The 15,075-nt window shown below is 46.7% G+C and carries 16 protein-coding genes; 7 read left to right on the forward strand and 9 right to left on the reverse strand.

Annotation, left to right across the window (positions count from 1 at the left end; all coding sequences use genetic code 11):
• Positions 1 to 9: 9 nt before the first annotated feature.
• From T538_RS0107720 to rpmH, 5 genes are all read right to left on the reverse strand, one after another.
• Entirely contained in the window at positions 10 to 1,158 is a 1,149-nt protein-coding gene (locus T538_RS0107720; protein ID WP_031533066.1) for a 1-acyl-sn-glycerol-3-phosphate acyltransferase, read from the reverse strand.
• Positions 1,159 to 1,180: 22 nt separating this feature from the next.
• Positions 1,181 to 2,167 (reverse strand): D-alanine--D-alanine ligase, encoded by a 987-nt coding sequence (locus tag T538_RS0107725; protein WP_031533064.1) that lies wholly within the window; start codon positions 2,165 to 2,167, stop codon positions 1,181 to 1,183.
• Between the two features lie 32 nt (positions 2,168 to 2,199).
• On the reverse strand, positions 2,200 to 3,255 hold the full coding sequence (locus tag T538_RS0107730; RefSeq protein ID WP_051655959.1) for an RluA family pseudouridine synthase: 1,056 nt from the start codon (positions 3,253 to 3,255) through the stop codon (positions 2,200 to 2,202).
• A gap of 105 nt (positions 3,256 to 3,360) precedes the next feature.
• Positions 3,361 to 3,984 (reverse strand): PASTA domain-containing protein, encoded by a 624-nt coding sequence (locus T538_RS0107735; protein WP_031533062.1) that lies wholly within the window; start codon positions 3,982 to 3,984, stop codon positions 3,361 to 3,363.
• Positions 3,985 to 4,108: 124 nt separating this feature from the next.
• Positions 4,109 to 4,267, reverse strand: a complete 159-nt coding sequence (rpmH, locus tag T538_RS0107740) for a 50S ribosomal protein L34 (RefSeq protein WP_031533060.1) — start codon at positions 4,265 to 4,267, stop codon at positions 4,109 to 4,111.
• Positions 4,268 to 4,438: 171 nt separating this feature from the next.
• On the opposite strand from rpmH, the gene efp reads away from it, so the two are divergent.
• The 6 genes from efp to T538_RS0107770 all read left to right on the forward strand — a co-directional run bounded on the left by efp (position 4,439) and on the right by T538_RS0107770 (position 9,483).
• Positions 4,439 to 5,005 (forward strand): elongation factor P, encoded by a 567-nt coding sequence (gene efp, locus T538_RS0107745; RefSeq protein ID WP_031533059.1) that lies wholly within the window; start codon positions 4,439 to 4,441, stop codon positions 5,003 to 5,005.
• 126 nt (positions 5,006 to 5,131) lie between these two features.
• Positions 5,132 to 5,839 carry a RadC family protein gene (radC, locus tag T538_RS0107750; protein ID WP_034538945.1) on the forward strand — a complete coding sequence of 236 codons (708 nt, stop codon included), beginning with the start codon at positions 5,132 to 5,134 and terminating at the stop codon, positions 5,837 to 5,839.
• A 13-nt stretch (positions 5,840 to 5,852) separates the two neighbouring features.
• Positions 5,853 to 6,167 (forward strand): metal-sulfur cluster assembly factor, encoded by a 315-nt coding sequence (locus tag T538_RS0107755; RefSeq protein WP_031533056.1) that lies wholly within the window; start codon positions 5,853 to 5,855, stop codon positions 6,165 to 6,167.
• Positions 6,168 to 6,935 carry a UDP-2,3-diacylglucosamine diphosphatase gene (locus T538_RS0107760; protein ID WP_031533055.1) on the forward strand — a complete coding sequence of 256 codons (768 nt, stop codon included), beginning with the start codon at positions 6,168 to 6,170 and terminating at the stop codon, positions 6,933 to 6,935.
• Between the two features lie 15 nt (positions 6,936 to 6,950).
• Entirely contained in the window at positions 6,951 to 8,048 is a 1,098-nt protein-coding gene (locus T538_RS0107765; RefSeq protein WP_031533053.1) for a glycosyltransferase, read from the forward strand.
• A gap of 22 nt (positions 8,049 to 8,070) precedes the next feature.
• Complete coding sequence (locus T538_RS0107770; protein WP_034538946.1) at positions 8,071 to 9,483, forward strand: glycoside hydrolase family 28 protein; 1,413 nt, start codon at positions 8,071 to 8,073, stop codon at positions 9,481 to 9,483.
• Between the two features lie 71 nt (positions 9,484 to 9,554).
• Here the strand turns inward: T538_RS0107770 and T538_RS0107775 are convergent, their stop codons facing one another.
• The gene (locus T538_RS0107775) at positions 9,555 to 9,788 is read right to left on the reverse strand and encodes a GlsB/YeaQ/YmgE family stress response membrane protein (RefSeq protein ID WP_031533050.1); all 234 of its coding nucleotides are present in this window, start codon (positions 9,786 to 9,788) and stop codon (positions 9,555 to 9,557) included.
• Positions 9,789 to 10,419: 631 nt separating this feature from the next.
• On the opposite strand from T538_RS0107775, the gene T538_RS0107780 reads away from it, so the two are divergent.
• Positions 10,420 to 11,097 (forward strand): hypothetical protein, encoded by a 678-nt coding sequence (locus T538_RS0107780; protein WP_031533049.1) that lies wholly within the window; start codon positions 10,420 to 10,422, stop codon positions 11,095 to 11,097.
• A 207-nt stretch (positions 11,098 to 11,304) separates the two neighbouring features.
• Here T538_RS0107780 and T538_RS0107785 read toward each other — a convergent pair whose 3' ends face one another.
• From T538_RS0107785 to T538_RS0107795, 3 genes are all read right to left on the reverse strand, one after another.
• Positions 11,305 to 12,741 carry an amidophosphoribosyltransferase gene (locus T538_RS0107785; protein ID WP_031533048.1) on the reverse strand — a complete coding sequence of 479 codons (1,437 nt, stop codon included), beginning with the start codon at positions 12,739 to 12,741 and terminating at the stop codon, positions 11,305 to 11,307.
• A 97-nt stretch (positions 12,742 to 12,838) separates the two neighbouring features.
• Positions 12,839 to 13,618: an SDR family oxidoreductase gene (locus tag T538_RS0107790; protein ID WP_031533047.1), complete on the reverse strand. Its 780-nt coding sequence runs from the start codon at positions 13,616 to 13,618 to the stop codon at positions 12,839 to 12,841.
• A 76-nt stretch (positions 13,619 to 13,694) separates the two neighbouring features.
• Entirely contained in the window at positions 13,695 to 14,693 is a 999-nt protein-coding gene (locus T538_RS0107795; protein WP_031533045.1) for a class II fructose-bisphosphate aldolase, read from the reverse strand.
• Between the last annotated feature and the right edge of the window lie 382 nt (positions 14,694 to 15,075).

The raw sequence follows: 15,075 nt of genomic DNA on the forward strand, positions 1-15,075 counted from the left end.
GATATTATGCTACAAAGCCTTTGCCTTGTTTATTGCAGGGTTGGCATACATTGTAAGTATGCGCTCGCGCAAGAATGCCTCGTCTTTGTTCGGGAGGTCGATTTTTGCAATCTGTCCTGCCAGATATTTCTCGAAGAAAGCCTTGTCCTCGGCTGTGTACTTGTCTGATGAGTCCGAGCCTGTAAGCTCGTCCATCGCGATGTAGTTGCAAGGATAGAGCATGTAGTTCGAGTGTATACCCTTGTCGATGTGCTTTGCAATCATGCCGAAAATCTCGGTCTTAGGAGTGCTGCGGTCAATAGTGTCGAGCCACTCGTTAATGCAAGGCGCGGTGTGATAGTGGATATGTCCCTTGAATCCGTAGATGCCGATGCTCATGTTGTCGAGGTCGTCCTGTTGGCTCTTCTTAAAGTCAGGGTTGTCGCGCTTCTGCTGGAACTCCTTGGCTTTCAGATAGTCGCATGGGTCGAACTCGTACGAGATGCTCAGCGGAACGATGTTCATGTCCTTCAAACGGTCTATGATGTCGCCCTCGCCGCCCATTGCAAGCATCTTCAGGATGCTGTCCTGAGTAAGGTCGTTGCTGTCCTTGGCTCTGCCTTCGCGCTGCGCCATCCAGATGTTCTCGTTCTTATGGTTGATGGCAAAGTGCATGTATCGGCTCATCGTAGCCGATGCCTGAAGCATCTGGCGCATGGTTAGTGCGCGCTGTACAATGAAGCTCTTGTTTATGCGTACAATCTTCTTTATCCAAGGGCGGATAAGGAGGTTGTCGCCGATGGCAATCTCTACCGTTGTGTCGAAGCCATTGTCTACAAGAAGAACCGACAGAAGTGCCGAGTCGAGCACGATGTCGCGGTGGTTAGAGATGAAGGTATGATGCTTGTCGCGGTGGGTAAGACTGTCGGCATTCATCTCCATGCCTTTGCCGCACTTTGCTACGAGACTCTTCAGGAGAGGGTAGACGAGTGCTTTCTGAAATTCGAGGTTGGTCTTGCACTGCAGAAGCTGCTTTGCAAGCATCTCGAACGGAACGTCGGGCATCACCTTTGCCATCACAGCCTTGAATTCCTCGTCGGCTATCAGTTCCTGATACACGGCTGGCAACTCCTCGGGAGTGTAAGGCCGTATGTCGTTGAATTCTTCAGGAATAGTCATGATTAAAGTTGTTAGTCGGTTGTTAGAACTGGTTTTCTATCACGTCGCTCAGCACGTCGCCCATGTTCAGACCGGCAGCCTTTACCTGCTGCGGAATGAAGCTTGTGGCAGTCATGCCTGGTGTTGTGTTAATCTCCATCAGCATAGGCTTGTCGTTGCCCTCGGCATCTTTTGTAATGATGAAGTCTATGCGGATTATGCCGTTGGCGTGCAGAATGTCGTAGATTTCAGAAACCATCTGGCGCACCTTGGCTGTTGTCTCGTCCGACAGGCGGGCAGGCGTAATCTCCTGAACCTGACCGTTGTACTTGGCATCATAGTCGAAGAACTCGTTCTCCGAAACTACCTCGGTGGCTGGCAGAACAACGTTGCCCTTCTTTGTCTTGAAGCAGCCAACAGAAATCTCCGTTCCCTTCATCTCTGCCTCAATCATCACTTCGTCGCTCTCGTTCATTGCCTTGGCGATGGCTGCCTGAAGCTCTTCGGTCTTCTTTACCTTGCTAACGCCGAAGCTTGAGCCGCCTGCGTTAGGCTTTACGAAGCATGGCAGACCTACCTTGGCGATTATTGCCTCGTCAGAAGGCATCTGCTGACCTTTTCGCACAATGAGCGATTCGCTCACCGGAACGCCGAAGCCCTTCAGATACTGGTTCAGCGTGAATTTGTTGAAAGTCATAGACTCTACAAGCACATCGCTCGTTGAGTAAGGCATACGGATAAGGTCGAAGTAACCTTGAAGTATTCCGTTCTCGCCCGGAGTTCCGTGTATTGTTATGTAGCAATAGTCTGGAGTAATTTTCTTTCCGTTATCGCTGAAAGAAAAGTCGTTACGGTCAACGGCAACTCTTTTGCCGTCGGCTAAAATCGCTTCCCACGCAGTGCCTTTAATCTCTACCACATAAACTTTGTACTTGTCGTGGTTCATAAACGAGAAGATACCCTGAGCGGAACGCATTGACACATCATGTTCAGATGAGTCTCCGCCAGCAACAATAGCAATTGTTTTCACTTTTTCTGATAAATATAAATTAGTAATATGTGTTAATTTTCGTTATCTTTCTTTGCGCCCATGTAGGTGCGCCATCTGTCAAGAAGCTGGACGATGTCGTCGGGCAGCTCTGATGTGAAGAACATGTCCTCGTGGGTTATAGGGTGCTGGAATCCCAGTGTCTTGGCATGCAGAACCTGACGGCTGCACACATCGAAGCTGTTGGCGATGAACTGTCGGTAACTGCTGCTCTGGTTGCCTCGCAGAATAACGTTGCCGCCATAGCGCGTATCGGCAAACAGCGGATGGCCGATGTGCTTCATGTGCGCTCTAATCTGGTGTGTACGGCCAGTCTCGAGCACGCATTTCACGAAGGTAACGTAGCCGAAGCGTTCGAGCACCTCGTAGTGCGTAACGGCATGTTTTCCGATGCCCGATTCGGGGTCGAAGACGGTCATCTGCATACGGTCGTTAGGATTTCGGGCTATGTTTCCAACAATCGTGCCCTTGTCCTCTTCTATGTTTCCCCAAACGAGTGCGTTGTATTCGCGCTTCGTTGTCTTGTTGTAGAACTGCATTGCGAGGAATGTCTTTGCCTCGATGGTCTTAGCCACCACCAGAAGTCCGCTCGTGTCCTTGTCAATGCGGTGAACCAGTCCCACGCCCGGGTCGTTAGGGTCGTAGTAAGGGTCGTCGCGCAAGTGCCATGCAATGCCGTTTACGAGTGTTCCGCTGTAGTTTCCGCAGCCCGGATGAACCACAAGTCCGGCAGGCTTGTTTACAACGATTATCGAGTCGTCCTCGTACACTATGTTTAGCGGAATATCCTCCGGAATTATCTCATTGTCGTAGCGCGGACGGTTGTACATCATCTGGATGATGTCGTACGGCTTTACTTTATAGTTGCTCTTTACTGGCTTTCCGTTTGCAAGGATATAGTTAGCATCAGCCGCTGCCTGAATGCGGTTGCGGCTCACTCCTGCCAGACGGTCGACAAGGAACTTGTCTATTCTTAGTGGCGATTGTTTACCGTCGGCAGTGAATCGGAAGTGCTCATATACGCTGTCGCCTCCTTCGGCATATTCCTCGTCACCTTCGTCGCCCAGCATGTCGCCTATGTCCTCGCCCAATTCATATTCTGATTCCGGTATTTCAAATTCGTCGTTTTCGTTAATCATAATCGTCTTTAAGAGATTTAACTATCTGTTTATCTACTACTCATTCGCGGGCTCTTCGCTCTCAGCCACGGCAGTCTTGTTGCTTGTAGAGTCTGCCGATGCGTGGCTGTCTCCGTTTCCAACTATCAGCACGAGAGTTGCCGATGAAGGGATGCGGTCGCCTGCGGATATCTTTCTGCCTTTGTACTTAACTCCGTAAACCCAGTCCTTCTCGCCCGGTATCAGTTCTGCTGGTCCGGTCTTTATGCCAAGAGCCTCGAGTTTAGCCTGAGCGTCGCGCAGCGATGCGTTGTCGGCAATGTCGGGCAGAACTATGGTTGGAGTCTTCGTCTGATTTATCGTAAGGTAAATGATGTGTCCTTTCTTCACAAAGTTGCCTGCTGTCGGCGATTGTTCCACCACGCTCTCCGGAGCCATGTCTTTGCGGTATGTTGAGTCTACAATCTCGTAAGCCAGTCCTGCCTCGTCCAAAATCTGCGCAGCTTTGCTGCTGTTCATTCCGGTAATAGACGGAACGGTAATCTTTTCGCCGTGGTGAGTATATGAGTCAATGCCATACAGGGTAACAGTTATGAGCAATACAACAACGCCCACCATCGCTATTATGTTAAGCCAGAAGAAACGGCTCTTCTGTCCTTTGAAGAATTCTTTAAAAGTCATACCTTTTTATATAGTTTGTTATATGCGTGGCAAAAATACAAAAATAAGCGCAAAAAAAAAGCAAAAGTTTTGGAAAACCTTTTGCTTCTTTATAATTCATTGTGTCTTGCTAACAACAAGCGAATTATTTCTTTCCGTTGAACTCGTCAGAAATAGTCAATTTCTTGCGACCCTTAGCACGGCGAGATGCCAATACGCGGCGGCCGTTAGCTGTTGCCATTCTCTCGCGGAAACCGTGCTTGTTTCTTCTTTTTCTGTTAGAAGGCTGGAATGTTCTCTTCATTGTATGAATTTTTTAATTGTTATTATTCAACTTGTCAATCGGGTTGCAAAAATAGTTACTTTTTTTTAAATTACAAAGAATTGATTCATTTTTGCGATGATATTTTTGCAAATTTAACTGATTTCCACTATTTTTGCATCCAAATTTTGTAATAATAACATAAAAAACCGTATGATAAATTCACAGGACATTAAGAAGGGAACATGTATCCGTCTTGACGGCAAACTTTATTTCTGCATCGATTTCCTTCATGTAAAGCCAGGTAAGGGTAATACAATTATGCGTACAACTCTTAAGGATGTTGTTTCAGGCCGCGTTATCGAGCGTCGCTTCAACATCGGCGAGAAACTTGAGGATGTACGTGTTGAGCGTCGTCCTTATCAGTTCCTTTACCTCGAGGGTACAGACTATATTTTCATGAATCAGGAGACTTTCGATCAGGTGCCTATCGCTAAGGACCTTGTAACAGGCGTTGATTTCATGAAGGAGGGTGATATCGTTGAAGTTGTGTCTGACGCTTCTACAGAGACTATCTTGTTTGCTGAAATGCCAGTTAAGACCGTTCTCCGCATCACTTACACAGAGCCAGGCTTGAAGGGCGATACAGCAACTAACGCATCAAAGCCAGCAACTGTTGAGACAGGTGCAGAGGTTCGCGTTCCATTGTTCATCAACGAGGGTGAACTTATCGAGGTTGACACTCGCGATGGTTCATACCTTAACCGTGTAAAGGAGTAATCACTTTGCAAACAATTTAATAAGTAAAAGCACGCCGGAAGGTGTGCTTTTTTTTGTTTTTATTTTGCCGTTATCCGTCTTTGTTGTATTTTTGTAAAATAAACCCCGATTTGACGAAAATCAACTATGGACAATACTTCTGCTAACCGAAACAACGGCATAGCCTCGCTTGCAACCGAAGACAGACCGCGCGAAAAGATGGTGCGGCTGGGGGCTGAAGCTCTGACAAATGCCGAGTTGCTCGCAATTTTGGTCGGAACAGGTACGGCAGAAGAATCTGTCATAGAGTTGATGCAGCATATTCTCAGAGACTGCGACAACAACATAAGTCTGCTGGGCAAACGCACGGTCGACGAACTTTGCAGTTACAGAGGAATAGGCGTGGCAAAGGCAGTATCGATACTCGCCGCCTGCGAGCTGGGCAGACGCCGCAGCATGGTCGAGGACAACCGCACGCACATTGAGTCGTCGCGCGACATCTACGCACTCATGAAGCCACGCATGCAAGACCTCACCGTCGAGGAATGTTGGGTGATACTTATGAACCAGTCGGCAAAGGTGATAGCCGTCGAGAACGTGTCGCGCGGAGGGATAACAGGCACGATGGTAGACGTGCGAATGGTACTCAGAACGGCTCTGCTGAAGCAGGCAACGACGATTGCCCTCTGCCACAATCATCCATCGGGTAACACACGCCCAAGCCGCGACGACGACAATCTTACGAAGAGGCTCTTCGAGGCTGGCAAGATAATGCAGATAAGGCTCGTAGACCATGTAATCGTTACCGAAACAGGCTATTACAGTTATGCCGACGAGGACAGAATGGGCTTTTAAAACAAAACTGAATATGGATAAGTTAAAGATAGAAGAAAGAATAATTGAGGTGCTGAAAACCGTCTATGATCCCGAGATTCCAGTAAACATCTACGACCTCGGACTCATTTACAAGATAGACCTCGCTGATGACTTTACGCTGAGCGTAGACATGACGCTAACCGCACCGAACTGCCCTGCCGCCGACTTCATTATGCAGGACGTGCAGCAGAAACTCGATGCTATCGACGGAGTGAAATCGGCTACCGTCAACCTCGTCTTTGAGCCTGAATGGCACAAGGATATGATGACAGACGAGGCAAAAGTAGAATTAGGCTTTGATCTATAAATGAAGAAAAACGTATATTTCCTTTCAGATGCTCACCTTGGCTCAAGAGCCATTCCGCACGGACGGATGCAGGAGCGCAGGCTTGTCAGATTCCTCGACAGCATCAAGGACAAGGCAAGTGCGGTGTATTTCCTTGGCGACATGTTCGACTTCTGGTTCGAATACAAACTCGTTGTACCAAAGGGATATACCCGATTCCTTGGCAAGGTTAGCGAACTGACAGACAACGGCGTGGAGGTCCACTTCTTTACCGGAAACCACGACATCTGGTGCGGCGACTACCTCGAAAAGGAGTGTGGCGTGATAATGCACCGAAAGGAAATCGTAACCGAGATATACGGCAAGGTGTTCTTTCTTGCGCACGGTGACGGACTGGGCGACAAAGACAAGAAATTCCGTTTCTTGCGATGGCTGTTCCACAACAAGGCGGCGCAGACGCTGTTCGCAGCCATTCATCCGCGCTGGGCTGTAGATTTCGGCCTTAACTGGGCAAAGCACAGCCGCATGAAGCGCGTTGACGGCAAAGAGCCGCCTTACATGGGCGAGGACAGAGAATACTTGGTGCTCTATGCCAAGGAATATCTCGAAACACATCCCGAGATAAACTATTTCATCTTCGGACACCGCCATATCGAACTCGACCTTATGCTGCGCCGCGACTCGCGACTGATGATTCTTGGCGACTGGATTAACTTCTTCTCGTATGCCGTTTTCGACGGCGAACACATGTTCCTCGAAGAGTTTATCGAAGGTCAGTCGCAACCGTAATTTTTCAGAAACAATATGAAATTCTCAATAATAGTACCCGTCTACAACCGTCCTGCCGAAGCCGGCGAACTGCTCGAGAGTCTCTCGCGCCAGTCGTTTACCGACTTTGAGGTGGTTATGGTCGACGACGGAAGCACGGAGACTTGCGAAGAGGTGTGCCGACAGTACGCGTCGAAGATGCCCGTGAGATACTTCTTCAAACCCAACAGCGGCCCGGGAGCAACCCGAAACTATGCCGCAGAAAAAAGTCAGGGCGAATATCTCATTATTCTCGATTCCGATGTGGTTCTGCCCGAGACGTATCTTCAGGTAACAGCCGAGGAACTGAGCCACAAGGACAGCGATGCCTTCGGAGGTCCTGACAGCGCGCACGAGTCGTTTACCGATATGCAGAAGGCTATCAGCTACAGCATGACTTCGTTCTTTACCACAGGCGGCATACGCGGCGGAAAGAAGAAACTCGACAAGTTCTATCCACGCAGTTTCAATCTTGGCTGCAAGGCCGAGGTGTTCAAGGCTCTCGGCGGATTCTCGGATATGCGTTTCGGCGAGGATATCGACTTCAGTATCAGAGTTTTCAAGAATAACTATTCGTGCCGTCTGTTCCCAGAATCGTGGGTATGGCATAAACGCCGCACCGATTTGAAGAAATTCTTCAAGCAGGTTTACAACTCGGGAATAGCCCGTATAAACCTCTACAAAAAATATCCCGAATCGCTAAAGGTGGTTCATCTTTTGCCAATGTTCTTCACCTTGGGCACGCTGGCTTGCATAATAGCCTCGCTGCTGTGTCTTGTAATCGCGTTCTACATCTATTCGGTTTACATTATGCGCGACAATTCGGGAATGCTCTACGAGATGATGGGCACTTATGGAGTGATGAGATATCTGGGATTGGCAGCCATCGCCATCTCGCCTCTGGTGCTGTATTCGCTGTTGCTCTGTGCCGACTCGTCGGTACGCAATAAGAGCCTGAAGATTGGAATATACAGTATTGCCGCGGCATTCACCCAGCTTGTGGGTTACGGATTGGGCTTCATTCATTCATGGTGGGGCAGGTGCGTACTCGGAAAGGGCGAGCTCGAGGCATTCAAGAATACATTCTACAAATAACAGTAAAAAACTCTTAATCCAAATGAAAATGATAAAACACAAGTTAAGCCTCTTGCTGCTAATGATTTTTGCAGTAACAAGTTCGTTTGCGGCAGTTGATGAGGCTAAGGTTGCCGCCAAGCGCGATGCTATTCTGAAGAACATCGTCGGGGCAAAGCAGAGTCCAGACCAGAAGACCGTGAGTATTGTGCAGTTTGGCGCAAAGGGCAACGGAAAGAATGACTGCAAGCCGGCTTTCGACAAGGCTATGAAGAAGGCCGAGAAGACCAAGGGCGGATTGCACATCGTAGTGCCAAAGGGTGTTTACTACATCAACGGACCGATAAATCTTGTAAGCAATATCGTACTTGAAATTCAGCAGGATGCGGTGCTCAAATTCTCCGACAATCCCGATTCTTATCCGCTTGTAGAAACCAGTTGGGAAGGTACTTACGTCATGAATTACAGTCCTTTCATCTATGGAAAAGGACTTTCTGACGTGTCGATAATAGGCAACGGAACAATAGACGGCAACGCCCTCGAAACCTTCGGCAAATGGAAGCCAGAAGGCAAGCAGACCGCCGACCAGATGCTTAGCCGCGAGATGAATCACAAGGAACTGCCCGTGAAGGAGAGAGTCTTCGGAAAAGGACATTTCCTACGTCCGCAGATGATTCAGTTCTTTATGTGCAAGAATGTAACAGTCGATGGTCTGAAGATGACAAACTCGCCGTTCTGGTGTTTGCATCTCTTGCAGGTTGATAATGCCATCGTCAAGAATCTTAGTTTCAAAGCTAATAAAATCCTGAACAACAACGGCGTAACGCTCGAGTACGCATCAAACATTCTGGTAGAAGGCTGCCATTTCTGCAATGCCGACGACAACGTGGTTGTAAAGTGCGGACGTGATAACGACGGCTGGACTACCAACATTCCGTCGCGCAACATAGTGGTGCGCAAGTGTCAGTTCAAGGGACTTCACGCTTTTGTTTGCGGAAGCGAGGTTTCGGCAGGCATTCAGGATGTCTTTGTGGAGGATTGCTCTTTTGCCGGATACTGCAAGCGCGGATTCTACATCAAGACGAATCCCGACCGTGGCGGATATGTTCGCAACATATACATAAACAACTGCGAGTTTGGCGAGGTCTACGACCTTCTGTTCGTAACTTCGGTCTATTCGGGCGAGGGCTTGCGCAACAACTATTTCTCTGATGTGCACGACATTCATGTGCGCAACGTGCGATGCAAGAAGGCTCGAAATGCAGCTTTCGTTCTTCAGGGAAGTGCCGTCAGACCAGTCTACAACGTGTCGTTCAACAACGTAGAGGTTGATGAGGCAAAACATGCGTTCACGTTCGACTATACAAAATACATCGAGATTTCGAACACTCACGTTGGCGAGAAAATCGAGATTCCTTCTGCTCTGACAGACGATGAGATGAAAGATTTTGAATAGTGAAAAATGAAAAAATCCGCTTTCCGATGTAGATTCTTGGAAAGCGGATTTTTTTATGCGTTTTTGTCTGATTACGACAACTTGTTCCACAACCAGAGTACGACTACCGCGCCCACAACGGCTGTGATAATCTCGCCGATAATTCCAGCACCTGCGTGTATTCCCAAAATGCCGAAGAGCCATCCGCCCACAGCACCGCCGACAATTCCAAGAAGAAGGTCTATGATACATCCCTTGCCCTCTCTGTTAGTCAGTTTGCAGGCGATAAAACCTGCAATGATTCCAATAATAATTCCTGCTATCATAAGTAAAGTATTTTAAAATAAAGTTTTGCACAAAAATACAATATTTTTTGAATTGACTTAATTTTTCTATGAAAGAAAAGTGTTTCAACTTGATATTTACAGTATCCTTATGATATTTTAACAATTTTTTTGTGTATAATTTTAATTTTGTTAAGTTTTTTTAACTATTTATTTTTGTTTATCCTAATTTTTTGTATTTTTGCAAGCAGAGTAATCTTGTTCTTTGAAAAATGTACTCTTTGAACACTGATGACTCAGGTCTTAGTTCACGCCGAACCTTGATTTATCAAGGGGGTAGGGTGGGGATAAGACAGGACATACAATAAAAGGCGTTTACTTGGCGCTTTGTTCTTGACTCGCTGGAACTTCGCAAATTCTACAATCTTGTCTGGAACAATGCAACGGTAGATGTCCCGGGTGTGATATATGTCACAACCAGTGGTGTACCCTGACAATAAATTAATGGTGACATTTTCCAAAAAAGGTCACAGCATAATGCATTAAAGAAAATACTTTGTTCTACTATAAATGGGGACATTACTGTTAAATAGTATTAAAACCGCGTGTGGTATTTACATGTGGGTTGGATTATGTACTCCTTGTAGGGACGTTCAAAGAAGTATTTGAAAAAATGAATCCTTTTTATAAAACAAAAATAGGAACCCCTATTGTTCGACCCCGCCAGTTCCATGTTCATGCAAATGTATCGGATGAAATTTTAATTGAAACTATGGTGTTTCATGAAAAGTTGATTGATACTGCATTTGAAGAAAAACATGAGGTCGTAATAACATATGATTGTGGCTATCCTATAGGGTATTCTCTATGTGTTGAATGTCCTATAGGAACACCTCATATATATTATAAAGTACGAGAACCAAGGCAATATCAATCTCGAATGATTCGTGGTGCAATACCTAAGGAAACATCGCTCCTTACAATGGTATTGAAGTTCCAAAAGAATAATATGGTGTTAGTCACTGCATGGGCAGGATCCCCAGCACCACCAGAACTAGGAAATATCTCATATTTTGAACAAACTGTGTCCCCAATGGATGCAGTTTCGAAAAGTGCTGAATTTTGGTTGGCGCACGCATTAATAGAAGAAAATCCATCTGTGGAAGATCTTATCATAGATTTGAGAATTATAGCAGATAGGTTAGACCTTGAATACTCAACTCTTACAACGTATCAAATTCATATGATTTTAGCAAGTAGGTTGGGCACAGACATAAATAGATTGACACAACACCCTTTATACAATGACGTATTAAAAGAATACAAGGACTCAAATGACGTCGTACATTAATAATGTGGAGAGATTATTGAATCCCGTTTAATCCCAAATAGGTCATTAGTATGGTTGTTTTTTTCAGACTTCATAACTTTTTGATAACAAACTTTTTGCGTGCAGTATTATTCTTTTGTAAATACCAATAAAATAATAAAATAGTAAAGCAAAATCCACCTCAAAGTAAAAACTCCTTGAGATGGATTTTGTTATATATTTTAGCCTTTACTCATTATCCAGATTTACCTCTTCGAGAGTGTACTGGCTGCTTCCGTCGAAGCAATGCGTACAGACTTGGCATTTTGGCAATCCGATGGCGGCGATAAGGTCCTCGAGTTTCGTGAACTTGAGTGATGACAAGCCGAAACGCTCGCGAATGATGTCTACCATCTTCTTGTACTCTGGCGAGTCGGTTGTGGCATATGCCTCAAGATTCTTGTTGCCGTCGCCCTCAAGTTCGGCAATGATGCGGCGCGTAATCAGCTCCATGTCGCTCTTTGACGATGTGAAGTTGATGAACGGACAGCCGTAAACCAACGGCGGACAGGCGATGCGCATGTGAACCTCCTTTGCTCCGGCCTCGAACAGACAGGCTGTGTTGTCGCGCAACTGAGTGCCTCGTACGATAGAGTCGTCGCAGAAAAGAACCTTCTTGTTCTTTAGTATGGCTGTGTTCTGAATAAGCTTCATCTTGGCAACAAGGTTACGCATCTCCTGATTGGCAGGAGTAAACGAGCGAGGCCATGTTGGAGTGTATTTTGATATGGCGCGCTGGTAAGGCACACCGTGGCCGGCTGAATATCCTATTGCCATACCCACGCCCGAGTCTGGAATACCGCAGGCACAGTCAACCTGAGTCTTGTCCTCCTTGCCCATAGCGTATCCGCAGGCGTTGCGAACCTCTTCGGTGTTTCTACCCTCATAGTCTGAAGTAGGGAATCCGTAGTAAACCCACAGGAACGAGCAAATCTGCATCTTCTTGTTAGGCTTGCGAAGTTGTTCCATGCGGTCGCTGTGCAGTTTTACAATCTCGCCCGGACCGAGGAATTTCTCAATCTCGTAGCCAAGGTTTGGGAATGATGTCGATTCTGAAGTGGCAGCGTATGCGCCGTCCTTCTTACCGATTACGATAGGCGTTCTTCCCCACGAGTCGCGTGCGGCTATGATGCCGTCTTCGGTTAGCAGAAGCATGGTGCAAGAGCCCTTCACCTCGCGGAACACGTTCTCTATACCCTCAACAAAGTCCTTGCCCTTGATGATGAGCAGAGCCACAAGTTCGGTAGGGTTAATCTTTCCCGAACTGAACTCAGAAAGGTGCATGTTCTCCTTCAGTAGTTTTGAAGCAATCTCGTCGAGGTTGTTGATTTTGGCAACCGTGCAGATGGCAAAGCGACCCAAGTGCGAGTTGAAGAGCAGAGGCTGTGCGTCGGTATCGCTAATTATTCCGATGCCCGAGTTGCCTTCGAAATCCTTCAGTTCGCCCTCGAACTTTGTTCTGAAATAAGAACTTTCCAGATTGTGGATTGAGCGTTTAAAACCTTTGGTCTGACTATAGGTCGCCATACCGCCGCGGCGAGTACCTAAATGTGAGTTGTAGTCGGTGCCGTAGAAAACATCAGTTATACACTCGGATGTTGACACCGTGCCGAAAAAACCAGCCATTGTTGTTTGTCTATTTTGTTGTTAGAATTAAATGTTGCTAAAAAATAAGAAAGTCCCGAACATCGCAAAGCGAGGGGGACTCTATATCCGGAAGATGCTAATACATCATTCCAATTACTCTGTTAGCCAATGTTGCAGGCAGAATCTTGTTAAGCATCACAAACAGATGGTATTGCAAGCCTACTGTGCTGAATATGCATGGACTGCCCTGCGATGCCAGCGCAAGAAGCTTCTTTGCCATGCGCTCGGGCGTGATGCCGTTCTGCTCGTCGTGCTCCATTGTCTTTACTGCCTTGCTCATGCGTGTGTACACGTCGCTGCCGGCGTTGCTCTTTGTGCGCGAGCCTGTGAAGCCCGTCTTTACATCGCCTGGAAGCAGGCAGCACACCTTTATGCCAAACTCGCGCACCTCGTTGCGCATAGCCATAGCCATAGCGTTTATTGCCGATTTCGATGCCGAGTAGAATGCCTGATATGGTATTGGAAATGTGGCAGCAAGACTGCTTACAAAGATTATCTTTCCGTCGCGCTTGTTGCGCATGTATGGCAGCACCGCCTGCGCTATGTTTACTGCGCCGAAGAAGTTAACGTCGAACTGACGCTTGGCCTCGTTTATGTCGGTAAACTCTATCGCGCCCGAGATGCCCATTCCGGCGTTGCTTATCAGCACGTCAATCTTTCCGGCTTTGGTTGCCACCTTTGCCGCGGCGTTACGGCAGTCGTCGGGATTGGTAACGTCACAGTTAATGTGAGTTACTCCTGCGCGGTCTTCGCCGTGTCTCGACAGCTCGTAAACCTTGTATCCTTTAGCCGCAAAAAGGTCGGCAGCAGCCTGTCCGATGCCCGAACTTCCGCCTGTGATAATCAATGTTCTCATACAAGGCGCAAAAATACAAAAAAATCCCCTCCAACAAAAGAGTTGGAAGGGATAAATATCTATTTAGCAAATCAAATTATAGCTTGTTGTCAGAACCAAGTACCTCAACAATCTTGTGGATGTACATCTTCTTCATGTTCTCACGTGCAGGCTTCAAGTACTGACGTGGATCGAAGTGACTTGGGTTCTCAGCCAAGTGCTTGCGGATAGCAGCAGTCATAGCAAGACGAGAGTCAGAGTCGATGTTAATCTTGCAAACAGCGCTCTTAGAAGCCTCGCGAAGCTGCTCCTCTGGAATACCTACAGCATCAGGAAGCTTGCCACCGAATGCGTTGATAGTGTCAACCTCGTCCTGAGGAACTGAAGAAGAACCGTGAAGAACGATAGGGAATCCAGGAAGACGCTTCTCTATCTCGTGCAGGATATCGAATGCCAATGGAGGAGGAACGAGCTTGCCTGTCTTAGGGTCGCGAGTACACTGCTCTGGAGTGAACTTGTAAGCACCGTGGCTGGTACCGATAGAGATAGCTAGAGAGTCGCAACCAGAACGCTTCTTGAAGTCCTCTACCTCTTCGGGCTTTGTATAGTGAGATACCTCGCTGGCAACCTCATCCTCAACACCTGCCAATACACCCAGCTCAGCCTCAACGGTTACATCATACTTGTGAGCATACTCTACAACCTTCTTGGTAAGTGCGATATTCTCTTCGTAAGGAAGAGCAGAACCGTCGATCATTACACTTGAGAAACCATTGTCGATACAGTCCTTGCAGAGTTCGAAACTGTCACCGTGATCGAGATGAAGAACGATTTCTGGCTTCTCACAACCCAACTCCTTAGCATACTCAACAGCACCCTGAGCCATGTAGCGTAGGATAGTACCGTTAGCGTAGTTACGAGCACCCTTAGAAACCTGCATGATGACAGGTGACTTTGTTTCTACAGCAGCCTGTACGATAGCCTGCATCTGCTCCATTGTGTTGAAATTGAACGCTGGGATAGCATAGCCACCAGCAACTGCCTTCTTAAACATCTCGCGAGTGTTTACAAGACCCAGTTCTTTGTAATTAACCATGATATTGTATTGTTATAAATTGTTAAAAAATCTTTCGTTTTTTTGCCATAGCGGCATTGCAAATATAATTATTACAAATATATAAATCTACAAAAATATCTCAAAAAATATACTCGTCAGCATCATTTTTGCTGAAATCCGGACATTTCGTGCGCTTTTTGCTATTGGTTTGAAATGCGGAGTTGGCATGGTAACGCACACGAGATTGTAGTTTGTACAATAAGTAACCTGCTTCTTGGCGAAAATTGGGTGGGCTATATAAATAATGTGTTCAATTCAGAATTGACAATTCATAATTCATAATTGACAATGGACAATTGATTTTCTTTTGCAGATGTCTGTGAAATGTATGTGCTTGAACATGTGTATTGTTGTTTTTATG

Source organism: Bacteroides sp. Ga6A2, assembly GCF_000702225.1.
GTDB lineage: Bacteria > Bacteroidota > Bacteroidia > Bacteroidales > Bacteroidaceae > Ga6A1.

Bases quoted from the DNA above. Each gene is read 5' to 3' on its own strand.
- T538_RS0107720 (WP_031533066.1), bottom strand. From the start codon at position 1,158: ATGACTATTCCTGAAGAATTCAACGACATACGGCCTTACACTCCCGAG.
- T538_RS0107730 (WP_051655959.1), bottom strand. From the start codon at position 3,255: ATGCTGGGCGACGAAGGTGACGAGGAATATGCCGAAGGAGGCGACAGC.
- T538_RS0107735 (WP_031533062.1), bottom strand. From the start codon at position 3,984: ATGACTTTTAAAGAATTCTTCAAAGGACAGAAGAGCCGTTTCTTCTGG.
- rpmH (WP_031533060.1), bottom strand. From the start codon at position 4,267: ATGAAGAGAACATTCCAGCCTTCTAACAGAAAAAGAAGAAACAAGCAC.
- efp (WP_031533059.1), top strand. From the start codon at position 4,439: ATGATAAATTCACAGGACATTAAGAAGGGAACATGTATCCGTCTTGAC.
- radC (WP_034538945.1), top strand. From the start codon at position 5,132: ATGGACAATACTTCTGCTAACCGAAACAACGGCATAGCCTCGCTTGCA.
- T538_RS0107755 (WP_031533056.1), top strand. From the start codon at position 5,853: ATGGATAAGTTAAAGATAGAAGAAAGAATAATTGAGGTGCTGAAAACC.
- T538_RS0107760 (WP_031533055.1), top strand. From the start codon at position 6,168: ATGAAGAAAAACGTATATTTCCTTTCAGATGCTCACCTTGGCTCAAGA.
- T538_RS0107765 (WP_031533053.1), top strand. From the start codon at position 6,951: ATGAAATTCTCAATAATAGTACCCGTCTACAACCGTCCTGCCGAAGCC.
- T538_RS0107770 (WP_034538946.1), top strand. From the start codon at position 8,071: ATGAAAATGATAAAACACAAGTTAAGCCTCTTGCTGCTAATGATTTTT.
- T538_RS0107775 (WP_031533050.1), bottom strand. From the start codon at position 9,788: ATGATAGCAGGAATTATTATTGGAATCATTGCAGGTTTTATCGCCTGC.
- T538_RS0107780 (WP_031533049.1), top strand. From the start codon at position 10,420: ATGAATCCTTTTTATAAAACAAAAATAGGAACCCCTATTGTTCGACCC.
- T538_RS0107785 (WP_031533048.1), bottom strand. From the start codon at position 12,741: ATGGCTGGTTTTTTCGGCACGGTGTCAACATCCGAGTGTATAACTGAT.
- T538_RS0107790 (WP_031533047.1), bottom strand. From the start codon at position 13,618: ATGAGAACATTGATTATCACAGGCGGAAGTTCGGGCATCGGACAGGCT.
- T538_RS0107795 (WP_031533045.1), bottom strand. From the start codon at position 14,693: ATGGTTAATTACAAAGAACTGGGTCTTGTAAACACTCGCGAGATGTTT.